The sequence below is a fragment of the Legionella nagasakiensis genome (assembly GCF_900639915.1).
Classification (GTDB): Bacteria; Pseudomonadota; Gammaproteobacteria; order Legionellales; family Legionellaceae; genus Legionella_A; species Legionella_A nagasakiensis.
Genome location: NZ_CAAAID010000004.1, coordinates 180,148 through 198,727 on the forward strand (window position 1 = coordinate 180,148; position 18,580 = coordinate 198,727).

Sequence of the window (18,580 nt, forward strand, 5' to 3'; positions counted from 1 at the left end):
ACTCATTCCTCGGCCAGTTGCCTTTCAGCCATTTGTTTAAATAACCCAGGGCTTGACATCAACTGCGAATAAGTTCCCTGTTGCACAAGCTCACCATTGTCCATGACCAGGATTAAATCAGCTTTTTGAATAGTGGTTAGGCGGTGAGCAATAACAATACGGGTAACAGCCAAGGCTTCCAAACTGCGAATCACAATACTTTGAGTGCGATTATCCAGTGCACTGGTTGCTTCATCAAAAAAGAGAATTTTAGGATTTCTGGCCAAAGCTCTTGCAATCAAAACTCGCTGTCTTTGCCCGCCAGACAAGGTTCCTCCACGCTCAGAAACCATAGTATGCATTCCCATTGGCATGGCTTCAATATCTGCGCGCATACCGGCACGTTCTGCCGCCTGCATTGCATCTTGCAGGGTAAGCGGCGCCGAGCCTACAATATTTTCAAAAAGACTACCAGGCATTAGCATGCTGTTTTGTAAAACCACACCACACTGTTGCCGTACCCGTTGCGGATTTAATTGTGCCATATCATGTTCATCAAAAAAAATACTGCCTTGTAACGCTTGTTCAAATCCCAGAAGCAAGCGAAATAAAGTGGATTTCCCCGACCCCGATGGCCCCGTAATTGCAATATATTGGCCTGCCTCGGCAATAAATGAAACGCCTTTTAGAATCATGGGGCCTTCCTGGGCATAACGAAACACCAAATCATTGACTTCAATTTTACCACTTAATTCGCCCGGATCCGTCTTACCACTATGCACTTCAGGTAAACGCTCAATAATAGGCATCATCTGCTTAAGCATAGGAATGCTCTGAATGACTGCACTAAAAGCATTGGTCAAACCCACCATTCCCGCAGTAAATTGTCCTAATGCGGCGTTAAAAGCCAAAAAGGAGCCTAAGCTCAACTGCTCCTCGAGCCTACTGATGTAGGCAAAAATCAACAACGACAACAGTGGCAACCATACGACATTAAACGTTGCAAGTGTCGCATTTAGCCAATTGGCATGGTAACCTTCTGATTTAATAGCAGTATTACGGTTTGCCCATTGGGCAAATGCCATTTTCTCCTTACCGCCAGCCTGGATTTTGGCAATGCCGGTTAATAGCTGTACCACCATTCCGGAAAGTTTGGCGAGCTTGTCTTGCATGACTTTATAATATGAAAACTGGCGAAGACTCACAACGATGGTGAAGCCACATAAAAGCAACGTCCCACCCGTGGCGATGAGCGCAAGCTTCACATCATAATAAAATAACAAAATAAAGCTAAATAGCGAAAAAACGCCGCTTAATATAGAAGAAATTGCCACGCCGGCTATCACATGGCGCATGCCGCTAGCGGCCATAGCTCGAATGGTTAGCTCTCCGGTAGTAAATTGCTTAAAAAACCCTACAGGAAGTCGGATTAAGCGATCCCAGATGCCTATCTCAAGATTGAGATTCATTTTCCCACTTAAACGCAGCACGGAAATCGCCCGCACCAATTCAAATAGTCCGGCAGCAAACGCCGCGACCACCAAGGCCAGTAGAATTTGCAATAATTGCCCTTTTTCTCCATTAGGTACGACATAATCAAAAATATAACCAGTAAACCAAGGAGTAGCCAAACTAAGCAGAGCCGCCAAAGAGCCCACGATTCCTAAGCGCAGCAAATCCAGTTTCGCGCCCCAAAAGGAAAACGGCACAATGCTTCTTAAATCCAGCTTTTTCTGTGGCAAAGGGCGGTAAGCCTGCCAGGCAATCGCTTTAAACATTTTTGCTTTTTCGGCAATGAGTCGCTCGCGCACCTGATTTGCTGGGTCAATTAATTCATAACCGCCACGACGAGGCAACGCAATGCAAAAATATTTCTCATCTCTGGATTGCAGCAACAGCGGGCTAGTTGCAGTACGCCACCATTCTCCGCTCAAATTAATTTCTCTAAATTGGATGCCGGTGGCTTGCGTCACATCCTCTAAATTGCGGATAGCATGGTGTTCAGGAATGATCATTTCATAAAATTCCGCCACATGAGCCATACAAGGAGTCAGAGTATCTTGCGCCGATGATTTATGAATGACCGGGATTTCACCCAAAATAGACAGCATATCTTGATAGCTGCGTTTAAGCGCCTCTTCTTCAATTTTTTTTAAATTTTTGGCATGCTGCAACTCTTTAAGATCATCAAGACGAGTTGCTTTGAGCAATTGCGGATAAATCGTGCGATAAAAATTTAAGACACGTGTTTGTATATATTTCGCGTCAATACTTTCCCGCAGGTTAGCCTCTTCGTTATCTTTTATTTTATGAATGTTCAAATAGGCAATAAATTGCTGCTTCCAGATGGACAATGCTTGCAAGATTGCCTCCTGCTTGGTTTCATCTTCTATAGCTTGCGCCACCTCTTCCCAGCTCATGGCTTGCAGAATTGCATCCGGGGTCCCGCTTGCTATCAATGCCCAAGTCGGCTCCGAAAGCGCCTCCTGCAAACCCACCACAATTCCTCCAACACCAAGCCGGCCTACAGGATAGCGCTTGCCTTTATCTTTTCCCTGAACAGGCGATAAAAACAAATCCACAATCCCTTCCAGAATACGATAATGATGGGAAATGCTATGACAACTCAATTCGCCTAAATCAATCATATGAATTTTTTCTTTGGCTGCATCTCTCATCGTCATCTTTATGCCTCAGTTGCCAGAAGTTGGCTATACATTCCCTGTTTTGCCATTAATTGCTTATGGGTGCCTCTTTCAACCACCTGTCCTCTATCCAAAACAATAATTTCATCACAGTCACGAATAGTGCTCAGTCGATGCGAAATCACTAATACAGTACATCCAAGAAAGCGGATATTATTATCAATGATTTGCTCCATTTTGGGATCCAGTGCGGATGTCGCTTCATCCAATATCAATACACTGGGCTTTTGTAAGAGCGCACGAGCAATTTCCAGACGCTGACGTTGACCACCACTAAAATTGCTTCCACCTTCCTTAATGATGCTTTCATAGCCTTCTGCCCGCTGTTCGGCAATGGTTTCATGAATTAATGCCATCCGGCAGGCAGTGTGAATGTCTTCATCACTGAAGATGGGATCCCATAAAGTAAGATTATCTTTCAAACTAGCTTCAAAAAACTGCATTTCCTGATCAACACTGGCAATGGAGCGGGTGCGTACTTCATTGGGTATCTTTGCCAAAACAACACCATCAATTGAAATTTGCCCTGACCAGGCCTCATAATGGCCAGCCAGAAGTTTCCCAATGGTCGATTTTCCACTGCCTGAACCACCTACCAATGCAACACGTCTTCCAGGCCTAATTTCAAGGCAAAAATTAGTTAATAAAGGCTCAGCCAATGGGCTGTAGCCAAAGGTTACATCGTCAAATTTCACATGTCCGATCAATTTATCGCTAGAGGAAACAAGCGATTTTTTAATCGGATGATAGCGCGCGGCTTCCTTATGGCTCACCACATCGTCAATCCGGAACAAATCAGCAATGGTTTCCTGAAGCATTCCTGCCATCATCACCAAGTTGCTGATTGGTTGATTAAAATTACCATAGAGCATCTGAAAACCAATCACCGTTCCAATGGTCATCTTCCCTTGAATAACCAGCCACCCGCCAAAGCCTAAAATGGCCGTATTCCCTAAAAGACTCAACACATTGGGAATAACTGAAATAGTATCGCGAACAATGCCCAGACGTTGTTCGGCCTGAAGATAATTGGCATGTTGTCCGGAAAATTTTCTAAAAAAGTCAGTTTCAGCACCGGATGCTTTATAAGTTTCAATCATTTGTAAGCCACTGATGGCCGTACTCATCATTTTATTCATGGCTTTGGTTTGACGATGACTTTCATCTGCCCTCTTTTTGTTAATAAGCATTAAGACCACCGCGTTTAAGGACGTCAAAAGTACGGCGATGATGGCCAAAGGAACACTTAACAGCAGCAGCACAATCAGGTAAATCAGTGTCAATAAAACATTGACGGCATTCGTTCCAAATTGCTGTGAGACAAGTTTAGCTACTGCATCACTGGATTGCAGGCGCTGCTGAATATCGCCTATATAGCGCTGAGAAAAAAAAGCCATGGGCAGACGCAGCAAATGCCAGAAAAATTCAGAAGCATTCACAACCGATAGCTTAATTTCAAGACGCATCAGTAAGGATTGCTGCAGCCAGGTCAATATACCTTGGAATATTGCGGCAAGTAATAGGCCAATCAATACTGGCCGCAACCATCCTTGCATCTGCTGCACCAGCACATTATCAATGAAAATTTTGGTGATCCCCGGGATAGCAATGCCAGGAACAGCCAGAGCCAATGTCGTCAGGATCACAAAGCAAACCGCAGATTTAGAATGGCGCAACCGTCGCAGTAAACCCGGCAATATACGTGGTTTTTGTCCGTATTTTTGAAAGTTCTTATCGGGCTTTAACTCCAGAAAGATGCCCGTGAATCCATCATCAAATTCACTCCAGGTTAATTTTCTGGCGCCGTTAGCTGGATCATTAATATAGACATACTTATCCGTTACCGCTTCCAACACCACAAAATGATTAAACTCCCAGTGAATAATTGCCGGTAAATAATAATTTTTCACTTCTTGCAGCTCTAAGCTGTAAGCGCTGACTTTCATGCCGTGTTTCTCTGCCGCCCGATAAATATTATCAGCACGGCTACCATCACGCGACACACCGCAGTCGCTGCGCAAGACATCCAGAGGCAACCAGCGTCCGTGATAAGACAGAATAATCCCCAGCGCAACCGCACCACATTCCACAGCTTCCATTTGCAGCCGAGTTGGGGTTTTGATTCGAGTTGAAAATAAATTCACCAACATGATTTTAATCAACGCCTAATAAATGTTTCAATGCCGGGATAATAAGCGTAATCGGAGCCTGGGTTTTTGTCGTGACTTCCACGGTACACAATGTACCATTGCTGATTTCAAGATCAGGCCCCCGGGAAGACGTCCATTGGTAACCACTGGGTGTATTGGCTTCAACCAAATCAACGCGGGCAAAAAGCTGCGGTCCGGTTTTCGCAAAATCGCGCACCAGCTGCTCATTGGCAAGTACTCCCATCATGCCTGCCTCACTGCTGGGAAAGCGCGACACAAAAACCACCCTGCCAATAATGCTGCCATACTCCTGTTTTTTTACTGTGGTAGGTACAACATGGGCCACCATGCCCTGGCGGATGTTTTTGCCTTCGGCCGCAGGAACATAGATTGCAGCATCGATGATTTCAGCAAATCCTTCAATGTCAACCAGAATTTCTCCATGCTTGACAATATGCCCCGGCTTGCCAATGACTTCAATGACAATACCCGCGACAGGACTTTTCACCGTGCTTGTCACTTGTATGCGGCGCTTCATGGCCACGTATTCATGGGCAGTACGTAATATGGTATTACGCAATTGGCGCAAGCGCTCCTGGTTTTGTTCTATATGGCGTTGGGTTTCAATTTTATTCTGCGTCATCTTGTTGGCAATGGCATCCCTTTCCTGCAATTCTTTATAATAGCGGCTTTTCAAATCTGCCATTTCCTGACGGCTAATAGTCCCACGCCCCACCAGTTTTTCACGCGCTTCAATAGCTTCTTGTAAAAATTTAAGATGCAGATTGGCATTTTGTAAGTCCTTTTGCCAATTTTCCTGCAATTCTTTATTCTGCTCACGCAACAGGTGTAAATCCTTGGCAACGAATTGATTTAACTCTTCGAGCTGGTTCTTTAACCCCGCAAGTTCTTCTTTTTTATTAGTCAGTTCTAATTCCTGTACCGGTAGCTCCAGTTGGGCGACTGGTTGGCCTTTCTTCACCGTATCGCCCACACGCACCAAAATCGCTGCAATTCGCCCTTCCGTCTGAGACACCGCATCATAAATCTGCTGGCCACGGCTGACCAAAATACCATTTCCATGCACCCGTGTAGCAATACTGCCAAAAAATCCCCATATTAATCCGGCAATTAACAACGTGAGCAATACGGCAAGAATCACCCAGTTTAAAGGAGAGACAATACGAAAAATTTGATCCAGCCGCTCAGGGTCATTTAAACGTTCGAGGCTTTTTTCGCGAAACAGTTTAGCCATGAATTAGAGAATTCCTTATTATCATTGGTACCCGGCTATGCTAGCAGAATCCCGTTGCCCATAAGCGCAGCTTTGTTGGATAAATCAAAAATTATTCCTCCCTTTATTAAGGAAAGTTAGGAAGGATATATAAGGAAATCTTTTAAAAAGAAAATTCTTTTATTAATCAACTCACACGATCAAGTTACGAGAAATTATAATGCATTGATTGCCATGTAAGAAATCCCTCCCAGCCTCCCTTAATAAGGGGAGGAGTTAATACAATGTTTGCAATAACTCCCATAAGTGCTATGCAATTTACATGGGAATTACTCCTGTATAGAGTAAGATAACTGGCTATAAAGTTGAAGTATTTTTTTGAAGGAAAAGCGGAAATGTTGGCTCCAAACTTATTGTTTTATATTGAATTCGTGACATTATCTCTTGAATTACATAATCAGGACGTTTATGTTAAATCATCTCATTGAACTTCGACGCCGCCTTTTGCATATCGCATCGGCTTTTCTGGCCTTGTTTATTCTATTTTTTTTTAGCGCCCATGATTTATTTCACTGGGTGGTGTCCCCTTTACTAAAGGCGTTGCCAGGACATAATGGATTAATTGCCACCCAGATAACGTCTCCCTTGATAACGCCACTGCGCTTGGCAGCCGATGCGGCATTGTTGGCTACGACGCCTTTTGCGCTGTATCAAGTCTGGGGATTTGTTGCACCAGGTCTTTATCATCATGAGCGCCAAAATTTACGCATGTTGATAACCATCAGCTTGCTGCTTTTTATGATTGGCGTTTTATTTTGCTTTTATATTGTCTTACCGCTTATGCTGCAGTTTTTTGTCACCGCCATGCCTGCTGAGGTGCGCTTTCTGCCGGATATGGCTTATGCTGTGGATTTTATTACCCGCATGCTATTCATTTTTGGGCTCTCTTTTCAGGTTCCCTTATTATGTTTGCTCCTGGTACGCCTGCAATTGCTGCAAGTCGCCACATTAAAAACCATCAGACCTTATGTTATTGTTGCCGCATTTACGGTAGGAATGCTCTTGACGCCGCCGGATGTTTTTTCACAAGTGATGTTGGCCATTCCGCTTTGTCTTCTATATGAAATGGGCATTTTGCTTACTGTTTTTTTACAACCCAAAATGCCTTAATGCCACAAACTTAAACGGCACACAGTCAAGCGTTTGCGCAGCAAGTCCTCAGAGGCGCGGCTCAATTTTTTCCGAATCTGTATTGTGCGACTTATAGGCCAAATCCGCTTGTTGTGCTTTTTTCAGATTTTCTTGCAATTGGTGTTCCTTGAGTTGGGACTGCCAAAACTGGGACAGTTCCTTTTGGTAATGATTCAGAACACGAACCAGTTTTGCCAGATGCTTAGCAAGCATAGGCAGCTTGGAAGGACCGAACACTAAAAGTGCAACAAACACAATAAGCAATAACTCCCCAAAACTCATGGTTTCTTATCCTCTTCCTCATTCAACGCACGACGAAAACTTTTAATGGCTGCTCCCAAATCTGATCCTATGTTTTTAATTTTATTGGTTCCGAATAAAACAATAACAATCAAAAAGATTAATAATAATGACAATGGACTGATTCCGCTTATTCCCATAGGAACTCCTCATAAACTTTTTTAGCGTCGCATCAAGAAGGTTAATCCACCAACTATCGCTGTACCTAAAGCAATCATTGCTAATTTCTTATGATCAAGCACATTAAGATAACTCATACCGCTAAAAATAACCATGACCATGAAAAAAGCACTTCCAAGACGTCTATTCCAGGTATCACGTGTTTTTACCCCTGACTCATCAGACATCAGAGCCTCAACATCCATCATTTTCTGTTCCTTGCTTAATAATAATACATCGTTTAACAACCGCGGCAGGTGAGGTAATTGTTCAACAAAAAAAGGAAGATTTTCACGCAGATGTTTGAGTAAGGCTTTAGGACCTAATTGTTCACGAAGCCATTTTTCAAGAAAAGGCTTCGCCGTTAACCATAGATCAAGCTCTGGATACAGTTGACGTCCCAAACCTTCTATCGCCAGCAGTGTTTTCTGCAGCAATACCAGCTGCGGTTGCACCTCCATTTGAAAACGACGAGCAACCTGAAACAACTGCAGGATAACCAATGCAAAAGAAATGTCTTTTAATGGTTTTTCAAAAATTGGCTCACACACCATACGAATAGCACTTTCAAATTCATGAACACGAGTATTTCTTGCGACCCAACCGGATTCAACATGTAATTGTGCAACTCGTCGATAATCACGATTAAAAAAAGCCAACAAGTTTTCTGCTAAATAGCGCTTATCACTATCATTCAACGTACCAATAATGCCAAAATCAATGCAAATATATTGCGGATCATGCGGATTAGTGAATGAGACAAATATATTTCCTGGATGCATGTCTGCATGAAAAAAACAGTCGCGAAAAACCTGCGTGAAGAAAATCTCAAGCCCTCGCTCGGCAAGCTTTTTGATGTTCACGCCGTAATTTTTCAAGGTTGCAATATCGGTAACAGGAATGCCATAGATACGTTCCATAACCATGACGTTATCGCGAACATAATCCCAATACACTTCAGGAATATAAAGTAATGGAGAATTATGAAAGTTACGCCGTAATTGCCCCGCGTTAGCCGCTTCACGTTGCAGATTTAACTCATCTATTAAATTGTGCTCAAATTCTCTGACAATTTCTCGCGGCTTAAATCGTTTACTTTCAGGCCAGTATCGGTCGGCCAGATTAGCGATGGTATGTAAAATACTTAAATCCTGTGCAATTATTTTTTTAATGCCCGGACGCAAAATTTTTACAACAACATCTTCCCCGCTTTTCAAAGTGGCCGCATGGACTTGCGCGATGGAAGCAGACGCGAGCACTTGCTCATCAAATTCAGCAAACACTTCGAATGCAGACTGGCCAAACGCTTTCTCAATAATCGCTAAGACTTTTTCGCTGGCAAAAGGTGGTACCTTGTCTTGTAATTTACATAACTCCAAAGCAATATCCACAGGCAGAATATCGGGTCTGGTTGATAAGGCTTGTCCGAATTTGACAAAAATAGGTCCTAATTCTTCTAAAGTCCTTCGCAGAGCCTCACCACGCGATAGTTTTTCCCTGCGAAACCAATTCCATGGATTCAAATACACAACAAAACGAAGCGGCGCAAAAAGACGGATGCTCACAATCACTTGATCAAGACCATTCTTTGCCAAAATATAGTTAATGTGCAGTAATCGCAGTAATTGCTTAATCGGTTTCATAGCGGGCCCGTAAGTGATTGATATGGGCCGCCAGACGCTCAACACGCAAGGACAGTTCATCAATGTCCTTGAAAAAATCCTCTATCTCTTCTCGCGGTGGCAGAATGCGTAATTCTTCTTGCAAATATTCAGTCATATTCTGACGTAAGGATGCTGTGGTGCGTTCCTTTAGGGCAAAGCCTTGCCGAAAAAACGAACCCACTTGATAGGCAACCACATCGCCAGTAAATTGTGCAAGATGCCCCTCCCAATCAATATCCAACTCATCAAATAATTTTTTGATCTGGTGGCCTAATTCAACATCACCCGACACCTTAATTTGATCATTAAATAAGGAGCGAACCTTTGAAGCAGGCAACAAGCTTAAACGAATTAACCCAAGTGGGCTGCTGTGGATTACTGTATCGATATGACCATTGTATTCAGGGAGTAACTGCAATTCACCTTGAGAAAAATAGATAAAAAAGCGAACGTTTAATGGTGCAATGACTATCTCTAATACCTTACCCTGCAAAGCCTGTAATTTGGGCATACTGGTCTCATCAAGCGATAACGCGTGGTTAATTGCTTTCTGTAAGGTCTTTATCGTCAATTCTTTAATCATATCGCTCTCTTACGTCTTCACTTGTCATCAGTACAGTACTATTTAGTCGCTTTAATTTTACTCACACCCAGCTTAATATTTATAGGCAATGTGGAGCGCCACAATCCCACCCGTCAAATTATAATAATGACAATCTTCAAATCCAGCCCGTTCAATAAGGATTTTTAAGTCTTCTTGTGAAGGATGCATGCGAATTGATTCTGCTAAATACTGATAACTTTCAGAATCTTGTGCAAATAACTTCCCAATTTTAGGCAATATATTAAATGAATACCAATCATAAAACGGTCTTAATCCTGGTAAAACCGGCGTAGAGAACTCTAAAATCATGATTTTCCCGCCAGGTTTACATACCCTGAACATTGAGCGAAGCGCCTCCTCTTTATCAGTGACGTTTCGCAATCCAAACGCAATGGTAATGCAATGAAAACTACTGTCAGCAAAAGGTAAGCTCTGTGCGTTAGCCTGTACAAACCTTAAATTAGTCAGCAATCCCTCATCAAACAGACGTTCACGACCAACCGCGAGCATTGCTGAATTGATATCAGCCAAAACGACCTGGCCAGTATTACCCACTTTTTTGCTTAAAAGACGGGTCAAATCACCGCTTCCCCCCGCTAAATCAAGAACAATTTGGCCTGGATGAACACGGCTTAATTCCACTGTAAAATATTTCCATAAGCGGTGAATTCCGATGGACATCAAGTCGTTCATTAAATCATAACGTCTTGCCACAGAATGAAACACTGCCCCAACTTTCTTTTCTTTTTCCTCCCAGGGAACGGATTGAAATCCAAAGTGGGTTTTTTTCTGCTGTTTGCTCATGACTGGTTTCTTTGAATAAATACATCGTCTATCTTAACCGATAATCATGGAAAAAGCGTATAGTTGAATCAATCAATGTTCTTCGCATTCATGTTCCACATTTGATAGGATCATCTAATCATCAAATTGAATGTGCATACTCCATTGCCATGCTGCTTGTTATTGCTGAAACATTTGCACCCCTGTTAAGTCTTTTTATATTCATCTTAGGTGCCGGTTTTTTTTCCACGCTATTAGCATTAGTCATGACCCTTAACGGTGCTTCTACCATAACCATCGGCGCTATGACAGGCATTTTTTATGCAGGTGTTATCTTCGGGTCATTTCGCATCGAACGTTTTATCACCCGTGTTGGTCATATTCGCGCTTACTCCGTTTTCTCATCCACATTGGCTGTTGTCTGTTTATTGCACGGTGTGTTTTATAGTATTTGGTTGTGGTTGATTTTGCGTTTTATCGCTGGTTTTGTTAGTGCTGGGTTGTTTGTAGTTATCGAAAGCTGGCTATTGTGTAAAAGCACGCATAATAACCGAGGTCAAATATTAGCTTTATACATGATTACTTTTTATGGAGCTCAAAGCCTCGGACAATTTATTTTAAACCTTGGTGACCCGCAAACCATGCTGCTATTTGCCGTCGCCTCGATGACCTGCTCATTGTCAATTATTCCATTATCCATGACGTATGTGCAATCGCCACAATATGATGAGCCCTCAACCCTGGGCTTGAAAAAATTGCTTAATCAATCAGCATCGGGCCTTTTAGGATGTTTTAGCTCGGGACTGATCATGGGAGGAATCTATGGATTAATGCCGACTTTTTTAAGTCACTTATTTCACTCCAGAGCGGAAGTCGCTAAGTATATGTTTGCAATCATCGTTGGCGGAATGATGCTGCAATATCCTGTTGGGAAACTATCTGATGTTTTCGAACGACGGCTAATGCTCATTATTATTTCACTTGCAACCATATTCATCTCATTAGCTGTTATCTTTATTAATCCTGAAATAACATGGTTGTTTTTCAGTTTGATGGCCTTGGTTGGCGGATTAACCTTTACACTATACCCCATCAGCATCACACAAGCTTGCGATGCTTTAGATACCGCCGATATTGTCGCCGGAACACAAAGTCTCTTATTGGCATATAGCATTGGCGCCATGATTGGCCCATTTATTGCGCCTGTTTTTATGCAATTCTTTGGTAGCTATGGGCTTTTTATTTATTTTATCAGTATTTGCGCTTTTTCTATCCCGTTATTTATTATCCGTAAAGCTCAAAAAGCCGATATTCCCCAGGAAGAACCTTTCATGTCCATGCCACAAACCTCACCCATTTTATTGGAATTAGACCCACGTGGTGATGTAAATCAGTCATAAAAAAGCCCTAATAAATTAGGGCTGGCAGAGAATAGTTACATCAGTCTATGATTGATGTGCAGCAGGTGTTCCTGAATCATTACTGTCATCACCTTCAGGATTTGGGTCATAGGAAGGATCACCTTCATCACCACTGCCTTCATCTTCATCACTGTTTTCATCATCAGTTGATTGTTGTGTGTTTTGATCATTATTACCGGCAGCATTATCAGGTGCCACATTATTTGCCGCAGGCGCCTGCTGCGTATCCGTTTGATTCATATCAGCGTGAGCAAACATTGAAACGCCAAACAAAACAGCCAACATAGCAATTACCTTTTTCACGATTAGCTCCATTAATTTTAGCAAAGGTCTAATTACTATAAATCGAATTTAACAATCGTCAAGAGGCTAACTACAAGATTTAAAATTATTTTTGTTAGTTAATTGTTGGCATGCCCTCAGGTATTTTTTTTCATCTGGCGTGGTTTGATAACGCTGTGCCAGCCATAAACATTCTGCCAAATGATCCATAAGCATATGTTCTACGACAAGAGGATCGCCGTGTCGTTTTAATAAGGTTTTATAAATGACTGCTATTCCAACCGGTCTGTTCGTGGCAATTTGATCGCGCACGGCTAAATGCAATCCCATATGCAAGAAAGGATTTGTTTGTCCTATTTCAGGGAAATAAGGTGTCTCATTAAGCATCCCCTCCTCAAGGAATGAATGATACTCAGGGTGCTCTATGATAATTGCAGCAATTTGCTTTTCCAAAGGAAGCAATGATTGTTTTTCTTTATATTTTTTCCAACTTGAAAAAAATAGCGCACGAGTATCTCGAACTTCATTGCTATAAAACATAGTTTATCATTTAAAAATTCTACATAAAAAAAGAAAGTCTAACGCATTCAACCAAAAAACAACAACCACAGGGTAAACGCATCTGACAGCGCGACTTAAAATCAAAATGCCTATATTTTTTGTTTTATGCACATAAATCAGTCAAAAGAGTGGGTTTTTGTGCTCAACAATTAGATGCGTTACCTTGCCCACAGCCCAATTTCATTTGACAACTGCAAACAAATTATGCGATATTTTCGCTGCGAGGTTGGACTTGCTATGTGTCATTCCACTGGGTCAATTGGCGACACACTGATTGGCCCTTTCTACTATGAAAGCAACGAACCTATATCTGGCTATTTAACAATTTTATGGCCAGAAAAAGCATCAAAACCCCACTAAAAAACTCAACACGGCGCCAAACGACCTCTCGAGTTAAGCTATGGGCGAAGTAATATGCCGTGAATGTCAGGACAGTGAACCACAATAAACTTGACGTGATCACCCCCATTAAAAATAAGTGAGGATGCTCAGGAAACTGGCTACTGCCGCCACCTATTAAAATCAATGAATCAATGATCGCATGAGGGTTTAATAAACTAAATCCCAAAGCAAGGATAATGATTTGCCATCGACTCATAAGCTGATGCTCAGAATGCATGACCTCAGTTCGACGACGAAAGGCTTGTTGCAAAGCGCGTCCACCATAATACAATAAAAACGCCGCGCCAAACCAGGCCATCCACAAACGAAAATTGGGGTGTAACTCCAAAAGTTGTTGTAAGCCAGCAACACTCGCCGTTACCAGAATGCAATCGCAAAAAAAACAAATAACCGCAGATAACACGGCGTGACGACGTAACGCCCCTTGGCGAATTAGAAAAATATTTTGTGGGCCCAGTGCCATGATAAGAGATAAGCCCAGGATCAGCCCATTAAAATAAACCGGCATGATATCTTAATGCATTAAAAATCAATTGTCGCATTATCACACATATTGTGTGATTTTGGAATAAAAAAAGGCCGCCCACCTTTAATATTTATTTACAGTTAGCCTAATAACTGTTATCACTTATTCCATAACGTCATAACAACATTGCAAGTTACCGGCACAGCAGTATAAAATGCCAAATTTGTTTATCCTGCCAATGATTATCCAAAATATTGAGTTTAAGGAGGGAGCGTGGGCTCTTTGTTGAAAAACAACACAATCGCCTGTATGTTAGCCACACTATTGGCAGTTTGCACACCACTACAGGCTGCTGACAATAATAACAATGGCAGCAAAGAAAATGGCTTTAGATGGGTTGACCCCTTGATCGACGGATTTTATCCAAAGTATCCTCCTACGGCACCCGCATCCGGTGAAAAAGAGCAATTAATTAAACGCGGTGAATATTTAGCAAAACTTGGTGATTGTATTTCCTGTCATACAAACGTCAAAGGTGGAACACCTGCTTACGCTGGAGGGCTACCCATTGCAACGCCTTTTGGCACCATTTACAGTCTTAACATCACCCCAGATAAAAAAACTGGAATTGGAAATTGGACCGAAAAAGATTTTATTCGTGCTCTAAAAAAAGGGCGAGATCCGAAAGGACGTAATTACTTTCCCGTATTTCCTTACGTTTATTTTGCAAATATTACGGATGATGATGCACGGGCGCTTTATGCTTATTTTATGAGTATTCCTCCAGTTGAGCTGGAAAACAAACGTCAGCCGTTTCCTTTCAATATGCCAGGGGCAAGCCTTGGAATGTGGGGCTGGAATTTACTGTTTTTCTACCCGAACAAACAATATGAATATGATCCAGAGCATTCTCCAGCCTGGAATCGTGGCAAATACATTGTCGATGGTCTTGGTCATTGCAGCATGTGCCACACGCCCTTAAATATTTTAGGCTCACCAAAACAGCGTTTTTATCTAACCGGAGGGTTTGTTGATGGTTACTGGGCACCGAACATCACTCAATTTGGTTTGCGCTCTGCAAATCGCTACGATGTAGCGGATGTATTTATTAAAGGGGAATTGATTAATATGGCAGGCCCCGTAGCAGGACCCATGGCTGAAGTCAATCATAATAGTTTAAGTTACCTGACAGAAGATGATCAATTAGCCATTGCCACTTATTTAAAAACCGTTGTGAGCGAAGAACCGTTAGGCGTACCCCCTTCAGATAAGCAACCAACGTTAAAGCGTGGTAAGCAGGTGTACGTGAACACTTGTATTATTTGCCATCAAGACGGAAAAATGGGTGCTCCCCTGATTGGAAATGGTGCCGGCTGGTACATGCGCCTTAAAAACAGTGGTCTAACTGGCCTGTATCGTCATGCAATTCATGGCTACAACAGCATGCCCCCGCGTGGTGCTTGTGTCACTTGTTCTGATAACGATGTCATTGCTGCTGTGGATTATCTTTTGAATAAATCATTATCACGTTCTCAATGGATAGATCTTAAATCAGGTGGTCCAGCTAAATTTCCTGCTAATGGTAAAGTCATTTATGAGGAAAACTGCGCAGTATGCCACAATGAAGGCAAGCTTGGTGCGCCTAAAATTGGCGATAAAGAGATGTGGAAACCACTCATTGCACAAAATATGGATGTGTTGATTGAAAACACCGTCATGGGTAAAAAACATCCTGTGAATGGTGGCTGTAAGCACTGTACCACAGGTGAAGTGATAGACGCGATTAAATACATCGTCAGCCAGTCCAAAACAGAAGGCAATTACTCATTGTGGTAAAAAAAAGAATAATTATTATTTAAAAGAGGGGCGGGAATGTTAAAGAGGTTAAACGTCTGCAACACAGTAATCTTGCTTTGCGCTGCAATGGTGACACAATCTGTGTCAGCCACTCCTGATCGCTGGCAGATGAATATGCATAAAGGAGTAACCCCCTTAAGCCACGATATGTATGACTTGCATATGGTGGCCATAGCCATTTGTGCAATCATCGGCATTGTGGTCTTCGGCGTCATGTTTTATGCGCTGATTCATCACCGTAAATCAAAAGGATATGAAGCGGCCAGCTTCCATGACAATACTCGATTAGAAATTGTCTGGACAATTATTCCCTTTTTAATTCTGGTAGGACTTGCGATCCCTGCAACTAAAGTCTTGATACGCTTAGAAGACAGCAATGAATCCGATGTGACCATTAAAGTGGTTGGACATCAATGGAAATGGCAATATCAATATTTAGATCAAGGCATCAGTTATTTCAGTAATCTCTCAACCCCTTATGCACAGATTGAGAATAAAGAACCGAAAGGAGAATGGTACTTATTGGAAGTTGATAAGCCTGTCGTTGTGCCAATCCACAAAAAGATTCGCTTTTTAGTCACGTCCAATGATGTTGTTCATTCTTGGTGGGTTCCTGAACTCGGTGTAAAACGCGATGCAATTCCTGGATTCATGCACGAAGCTTGGGCTCGTATTGAAAAACCCGGGGTTTATCGGGGACAATGTGCCGAATTATGCGGTATTAATCACGGCTTCATGCCTATTGTTGTTCGAGCCGTTAGTGAGGAAGAATTTGCTCAATGGGTAGCCGCCCAAACAAAAATCGAAGACAAGTACGCTGCTACAGAAGACAAACCCACCGAGCAAAAAACTCTGACTCGCGCTGAATTAATGAAGTTAGGTAAAGAAAAATACGACTTGATTTGTTCGGCCTGCCATAAAGCAGACGGCACGGGCCTACCGCCTATGTTCCCGCCACTAAAGGGAAGCTCAGTCGCCGTTGGCAAGCCCATATCAAGACATATTGACATCGTTCTTAACGGTGTTGCAGGAACCGCCATGCAACCTTATCGCGATCAATTTACCGACGAAGAAACTGCAGCAGTCGTTACCTATGAACGAAATGCATGGGGGAATAACACGGATGATGAAATTCAGCCAGCCGATGTTGCAGAAGTTCGGCAAGGCAATAACCAACAACCTAAAATGGTGAAAAAAGCTCAAGCTGGAGGTTTACGATGAGCCAAGCATTCGTACATGAAATCGAACACGCTGAACATGGCCCAGTGCAAGGCAAAGGAGTGATTGGCTTTATCAAACGCTGGTTATTTACAACCAACCATAAAGACATAGGTACCTTATATCTCTGGCTGGCTTTTTTGAGCTTTTTTGTTGGCGGCGGCATGGCCTTGCTCATTCGCGCCGAATTATTTAAGCCTGGTCATCTTTTTGTTGATCCTAATTTTTTCAATCAAATGACCACATTACATGGTCTAATCATGCTGTTCGGTGTTGTTATGCCAGCCTTCACCGGTTTAGCTAACTGGCAGATTCCAATGATGATTGGCGCACCAGATATGGCACTGCCACGATTGAATAACTGGAGTTTCTGGATCCTTCCATTTGCATTTGCTCTTCTAGGCTCAACGCTTTTCCATAATGGTGGTGGACCAAACTTTGGCTGGACCATGTATGCACCATTATCTACCCGCTATGCCCCTCCAAGCACCGATTTTATGATCTTTTCCGTGCATATGATGGGATTATCTTCCATCATGGGTTCCATTAACATCATTGCAACCATTCTAAACTTGCGTGCGCCAGGCATGACCATGATGCGATTGCCAATGTTTGTATGGACCTGGCTCATTACGGCATTTTTATTAATTGCCATCATGCCAGTATTAGCAGGAGCAGTCACCATGATGCTCGCCGATCGTCATTTCGGTACCAGTTTCTTTGAAGCCGCAGGTGGTGGCGATCCAATTCTCTTCCAACATGTATTTTGGTTTTTTGGTCATCCTGAAGTGTATGTTCTTGTATTACCAGCCTTTGGCGTTGTATCGGAAGTGATTCCTACCTTCAGCCGTAAGCCACTGTTTGGCTATCATTTTATGGTTTATGCCACGGTCAGCATCGCCCTCTTATCCTTTCTCGTTTGGGCGCATCATATGTTTACGACAGGGATACCATTAGGTGCTGAATTATTTTTCATGTACGCGACCATGTTAATTGCTGTTCCAACAGGAATCAAAGTATTTAACTGGGTTGGAACCATGTTTAAAGGCTCTATGACCTTTGAAACACCAATGCTTTTTGCCGTTGCATTTGTTTTTCTATTTACCATCGGTGGTTTTACGGGTTTGATGCTTTCCTTGGTTCCCGCCGATTATCAATATCAGGACACCTATTTCGTCGTTGGTCATTTCCATTATGTGCTTGTCCCCGGTGTGATATTTGCTCTCATGTCAGCCATCTATTACTGGTTGCCCAAATGGACAGGGCATATGTACAATGAGCGGCTTGGGAAATGGCATTTTTGGTTATCCGTCATCTCGGTCAATGTTCTCTTTTTCCCAATGCATTTTTTGGGCCTTGCCGGCATGCCGCGCCGTATTCCTGATTATGCTTTGCAATTTACTAACTTCAATATGATTGCTTCCATTGGCGCCTTTGTATTCGGATTTTCACAACTGCTGTTTTTATATAACGTGATTCGAACCGTAAAAGGGCATGGGAAAAAAGTAGATGCACAAGTGTGGGAAGGGGCTCATGGCTTGGAGTGGACATTATCATCTCCGCCACCATATCATAGTTTTACCACACCGCCGGAAATTCATTGA

16 protein-coding genes are annotated in these 18,580 nt (G+C 42.6%); 5 read left to right on the plus strand and 11 right to left on the minus strand.

The window, feature by feature from the left end; translation table 11 throughout:
• Positions 1–2: 2 nt before the first annotated feature.
• The 3 genes from E1O52_RS05245 to E1O52_RS05255 are packed head-to-tail and all read right to left on the minus strand — an operon-like array spanning position 3 to position 6,089.
• Complete coding sequence (locus E1O52_RS05245; protein WP_133127651.1) at positions 3–2,663, minus strand: NHLP bacteriocin export ABC transporter permease/ATPase subunit; 2,661 nt, start codon at positions 2,661–2,663, stop codon at positions 3–5.
• 2 nt (positions 2,664–2,665) lie between these two features.
• Positions 2,666–4,834, minus strand: a complete 2,169-nt coding sequence (locus tag E1O52_RS05250; RefSeq protein ID WP_133127652.1) for an NHLP family bacteriocin export ABC transporter peptidase/permease/ATPase subunit — start codon at positions 4,832–4,834, stop codon at positions 2,666–2,668.
• Between the two features lie 4 nt (positions 4,835–4,838).
• Entirely contained in the window at positions 4,839–6,089 is a 1,251-nt protein-coding gene (locus tag E1O52_RS05255; RefSeq protein WP_133127653.1) for an NHLP bacteriocin system secretion protein, read from the minus strand.
• 447 nt (positions 6,090–6,536) lie between these two features.
• Between E1O52_RS05255 and tatC the strand changes: the two genes are divergently transcribed.
• Positions 6,537–7,238 (plus strand): twin-arginine translocase subunit TatC, encoded by a 702-nt coding sequence (gene tatC / locus E1O52_RS05260; protein WP_133127654.1) that lies wholly within the window; start codon positions 6,537–6,539, stop codon positions 7,236–7,238.
• A gap of 48 nt (positions 7,239–7,286) precedes the next feature.
• On the opposite strand, the gene E1O52_RS05265 is transcribed toward tatC, so the two are convergent.
• From E1O52_RS05265 to ubiE, 5 genes are all read right to left on the minus strand, one after another.
• Positions 7,287–7,541, minus strand: a complete 255-nt coding sequence (locus tag E1O52_RS05265) for a Sec-independent protein translocase subunit TatA/TatB (protein ID WP_133127655.1) — start codon at positions 7,539–7,541, stop codon at positions 7,287–7,289.
• Complete coding sequence (tatA, locus tag E1O52_RS05270; protein WP_133127656.1) at positions 7,538–7,699, minus strand: twin-arginine translocase TatA/TatE family subunit; 162 nt, start codon at positions 7,697–7,699, stop codon at positions 7,538–7,540. Before tatA ends, E1O52_RS05265 begins: the two co-directional genes overlap by 4 nt.
• Positions 7,700–7,720: 21 nt before the next feature.
• Entirely contained in the window at positions 7,721–9,361 is a 1,641-nt protein-coding gene (gene ubiB / locus E1O52_RS05275) for a ubiquinone biosynthesis regulatory protein kinase UbiB (protein ID WP_133127657.1), read from the minus strand.
• Positions 9,348–9,965, minus strand: coding sequence for a ubiquinone biosynthesis accessory factor UbiJ (locus E1O52_RS05280; protein ID WP_133127658.1), 618 nt, complete (start codon positions 9,963–9,965; stop codon positions 9,348–9,350). The genes ubiB and E1O52_RS05280 overlap by 14 nt, the downstream gene beginning before the upstream one ends.
• Positions 9,966–10,037: 72 nt before the next feature.
• Positions 10,038–10,790: a bifunctional demethylmenaquinone methyltransferase/2-methoxy-6-polyprenyl-1,4-benzoquinol methylase UbiE gene (gene ubiE, locus E1O52_RS05285; RefSeq protein WP_133127659.1), complete on the minus strand. Its 753-nt coding sequence runs from the start codon at positions 10,788–10,790 to the stop codon at positions 10,038–10,040.
• A gap of 149 nt (positions 10,791–10,939) precedes the next feature.
• Between ubiE and E1O52_RS05290 the strand changes: the two genes are divergently transcribed.
• Positions 10,940–12,169, plus strand: coding sequence for an MFS transporter (locus E1O52_RS05290; RefSeq protein WP_133127660.1), 1,230 nt, complete (start codon positions 10,940–10,942; stop codon positions 12,167–12,169).
• A 45-nt stretch (positions 12,170–12,214) separates the two neighbouring features.
• Here E1O52_RS05290 and E1O52_RS05295 read toward each other — a convergent pair whose 3' ends face one another.
• The 3 genes from E1O52_RS05295 to E1O52_RS05305 all read right to left on the minus strand — a co-directional run bounded on the left by E1O52_RS05295 (position 12,215) and on the right by E1O52_RS05305 (position 13,943).
• Positions 12,215–12,493, minus strand: coding sequence for a hypothetical protein (locus E1O52_RS05295; protein ID WP_133127661.1), 279 nt, complete (start codon positions 12,491–12,493; stop codon positions 12,215–12,217).
• 66 nt (positions 12,494–12,559) lie between these two features.
• Positions 12,560–13,012 (minus strand): DUF1841 family protein, encoded by a 453-nt coding sequence (locus tag E1O52_RS05300; RefSeq protein ID WP_133127662.1) that lies wholly within the window; start codon positions 13,010–13,012, stop codon positions 12,560–12,562.
• Positions 13,013–13,337: 325 nt separating this feature from the next.
• Positions 13,338–13,943, minus strand: a complete 606-nt coding sequence (locus tag E1O52_RS05305; protein ID WP_133127663.1) for a LysE/ArgO family amino acid transporter — start codon at positions 13,941–13,943, stop codon at positions 13,338–13,340.
• A gap of 231 nt (positions 13,944–14,174) precedes the next feature.
• Between E1O52_RS05305 and E1O52_RS05310 the strand changes: the two genes are divergently transcribed.
• The 3 genes from E1O52_RS05310 to ctaD are packed head-to-tail and all read left to right on the plus strand — an operon-like array spanning position 14,175 to position 18,580.
• The gene (locus tag E1O52_RS05310; protein WP_242602167.1) at positions 14,175–15,737 is read left to right on the plus strand and encodes a c-type cytochrome; all 1,563 of its coding nucleotides are present in this window, start codon (positions 14,175–14,177) and stop codon (positions 15,735–15,737) included.
• 36 nt (positions 15,738–15,773) lie between these two features.
• Positions 15,774–16,979, plus strand: coding sequence for a cytochrome c oxidase subunit II (gene coxB / locus E1O52_RS05315; protein ID WP_133127664.1), 1,206 nt, complete (start codon positions 15,774–15,776; stop codon positions 16,977–16,979).
• Positions 16,976–18,580, plus strand: a complete 1,605-nt coding sequence (gene ctaD / locus E1O52_RS05320) for a cytochrome c oxidase subunit I (RefSeq protein WP_133127665.1) — start codon at positions 16,976–16,978, stop codon at positions 18,578–18,580. The genes coxB and ctaD overlap by 4 nt, the downstream gene beginning before the upstream one ends.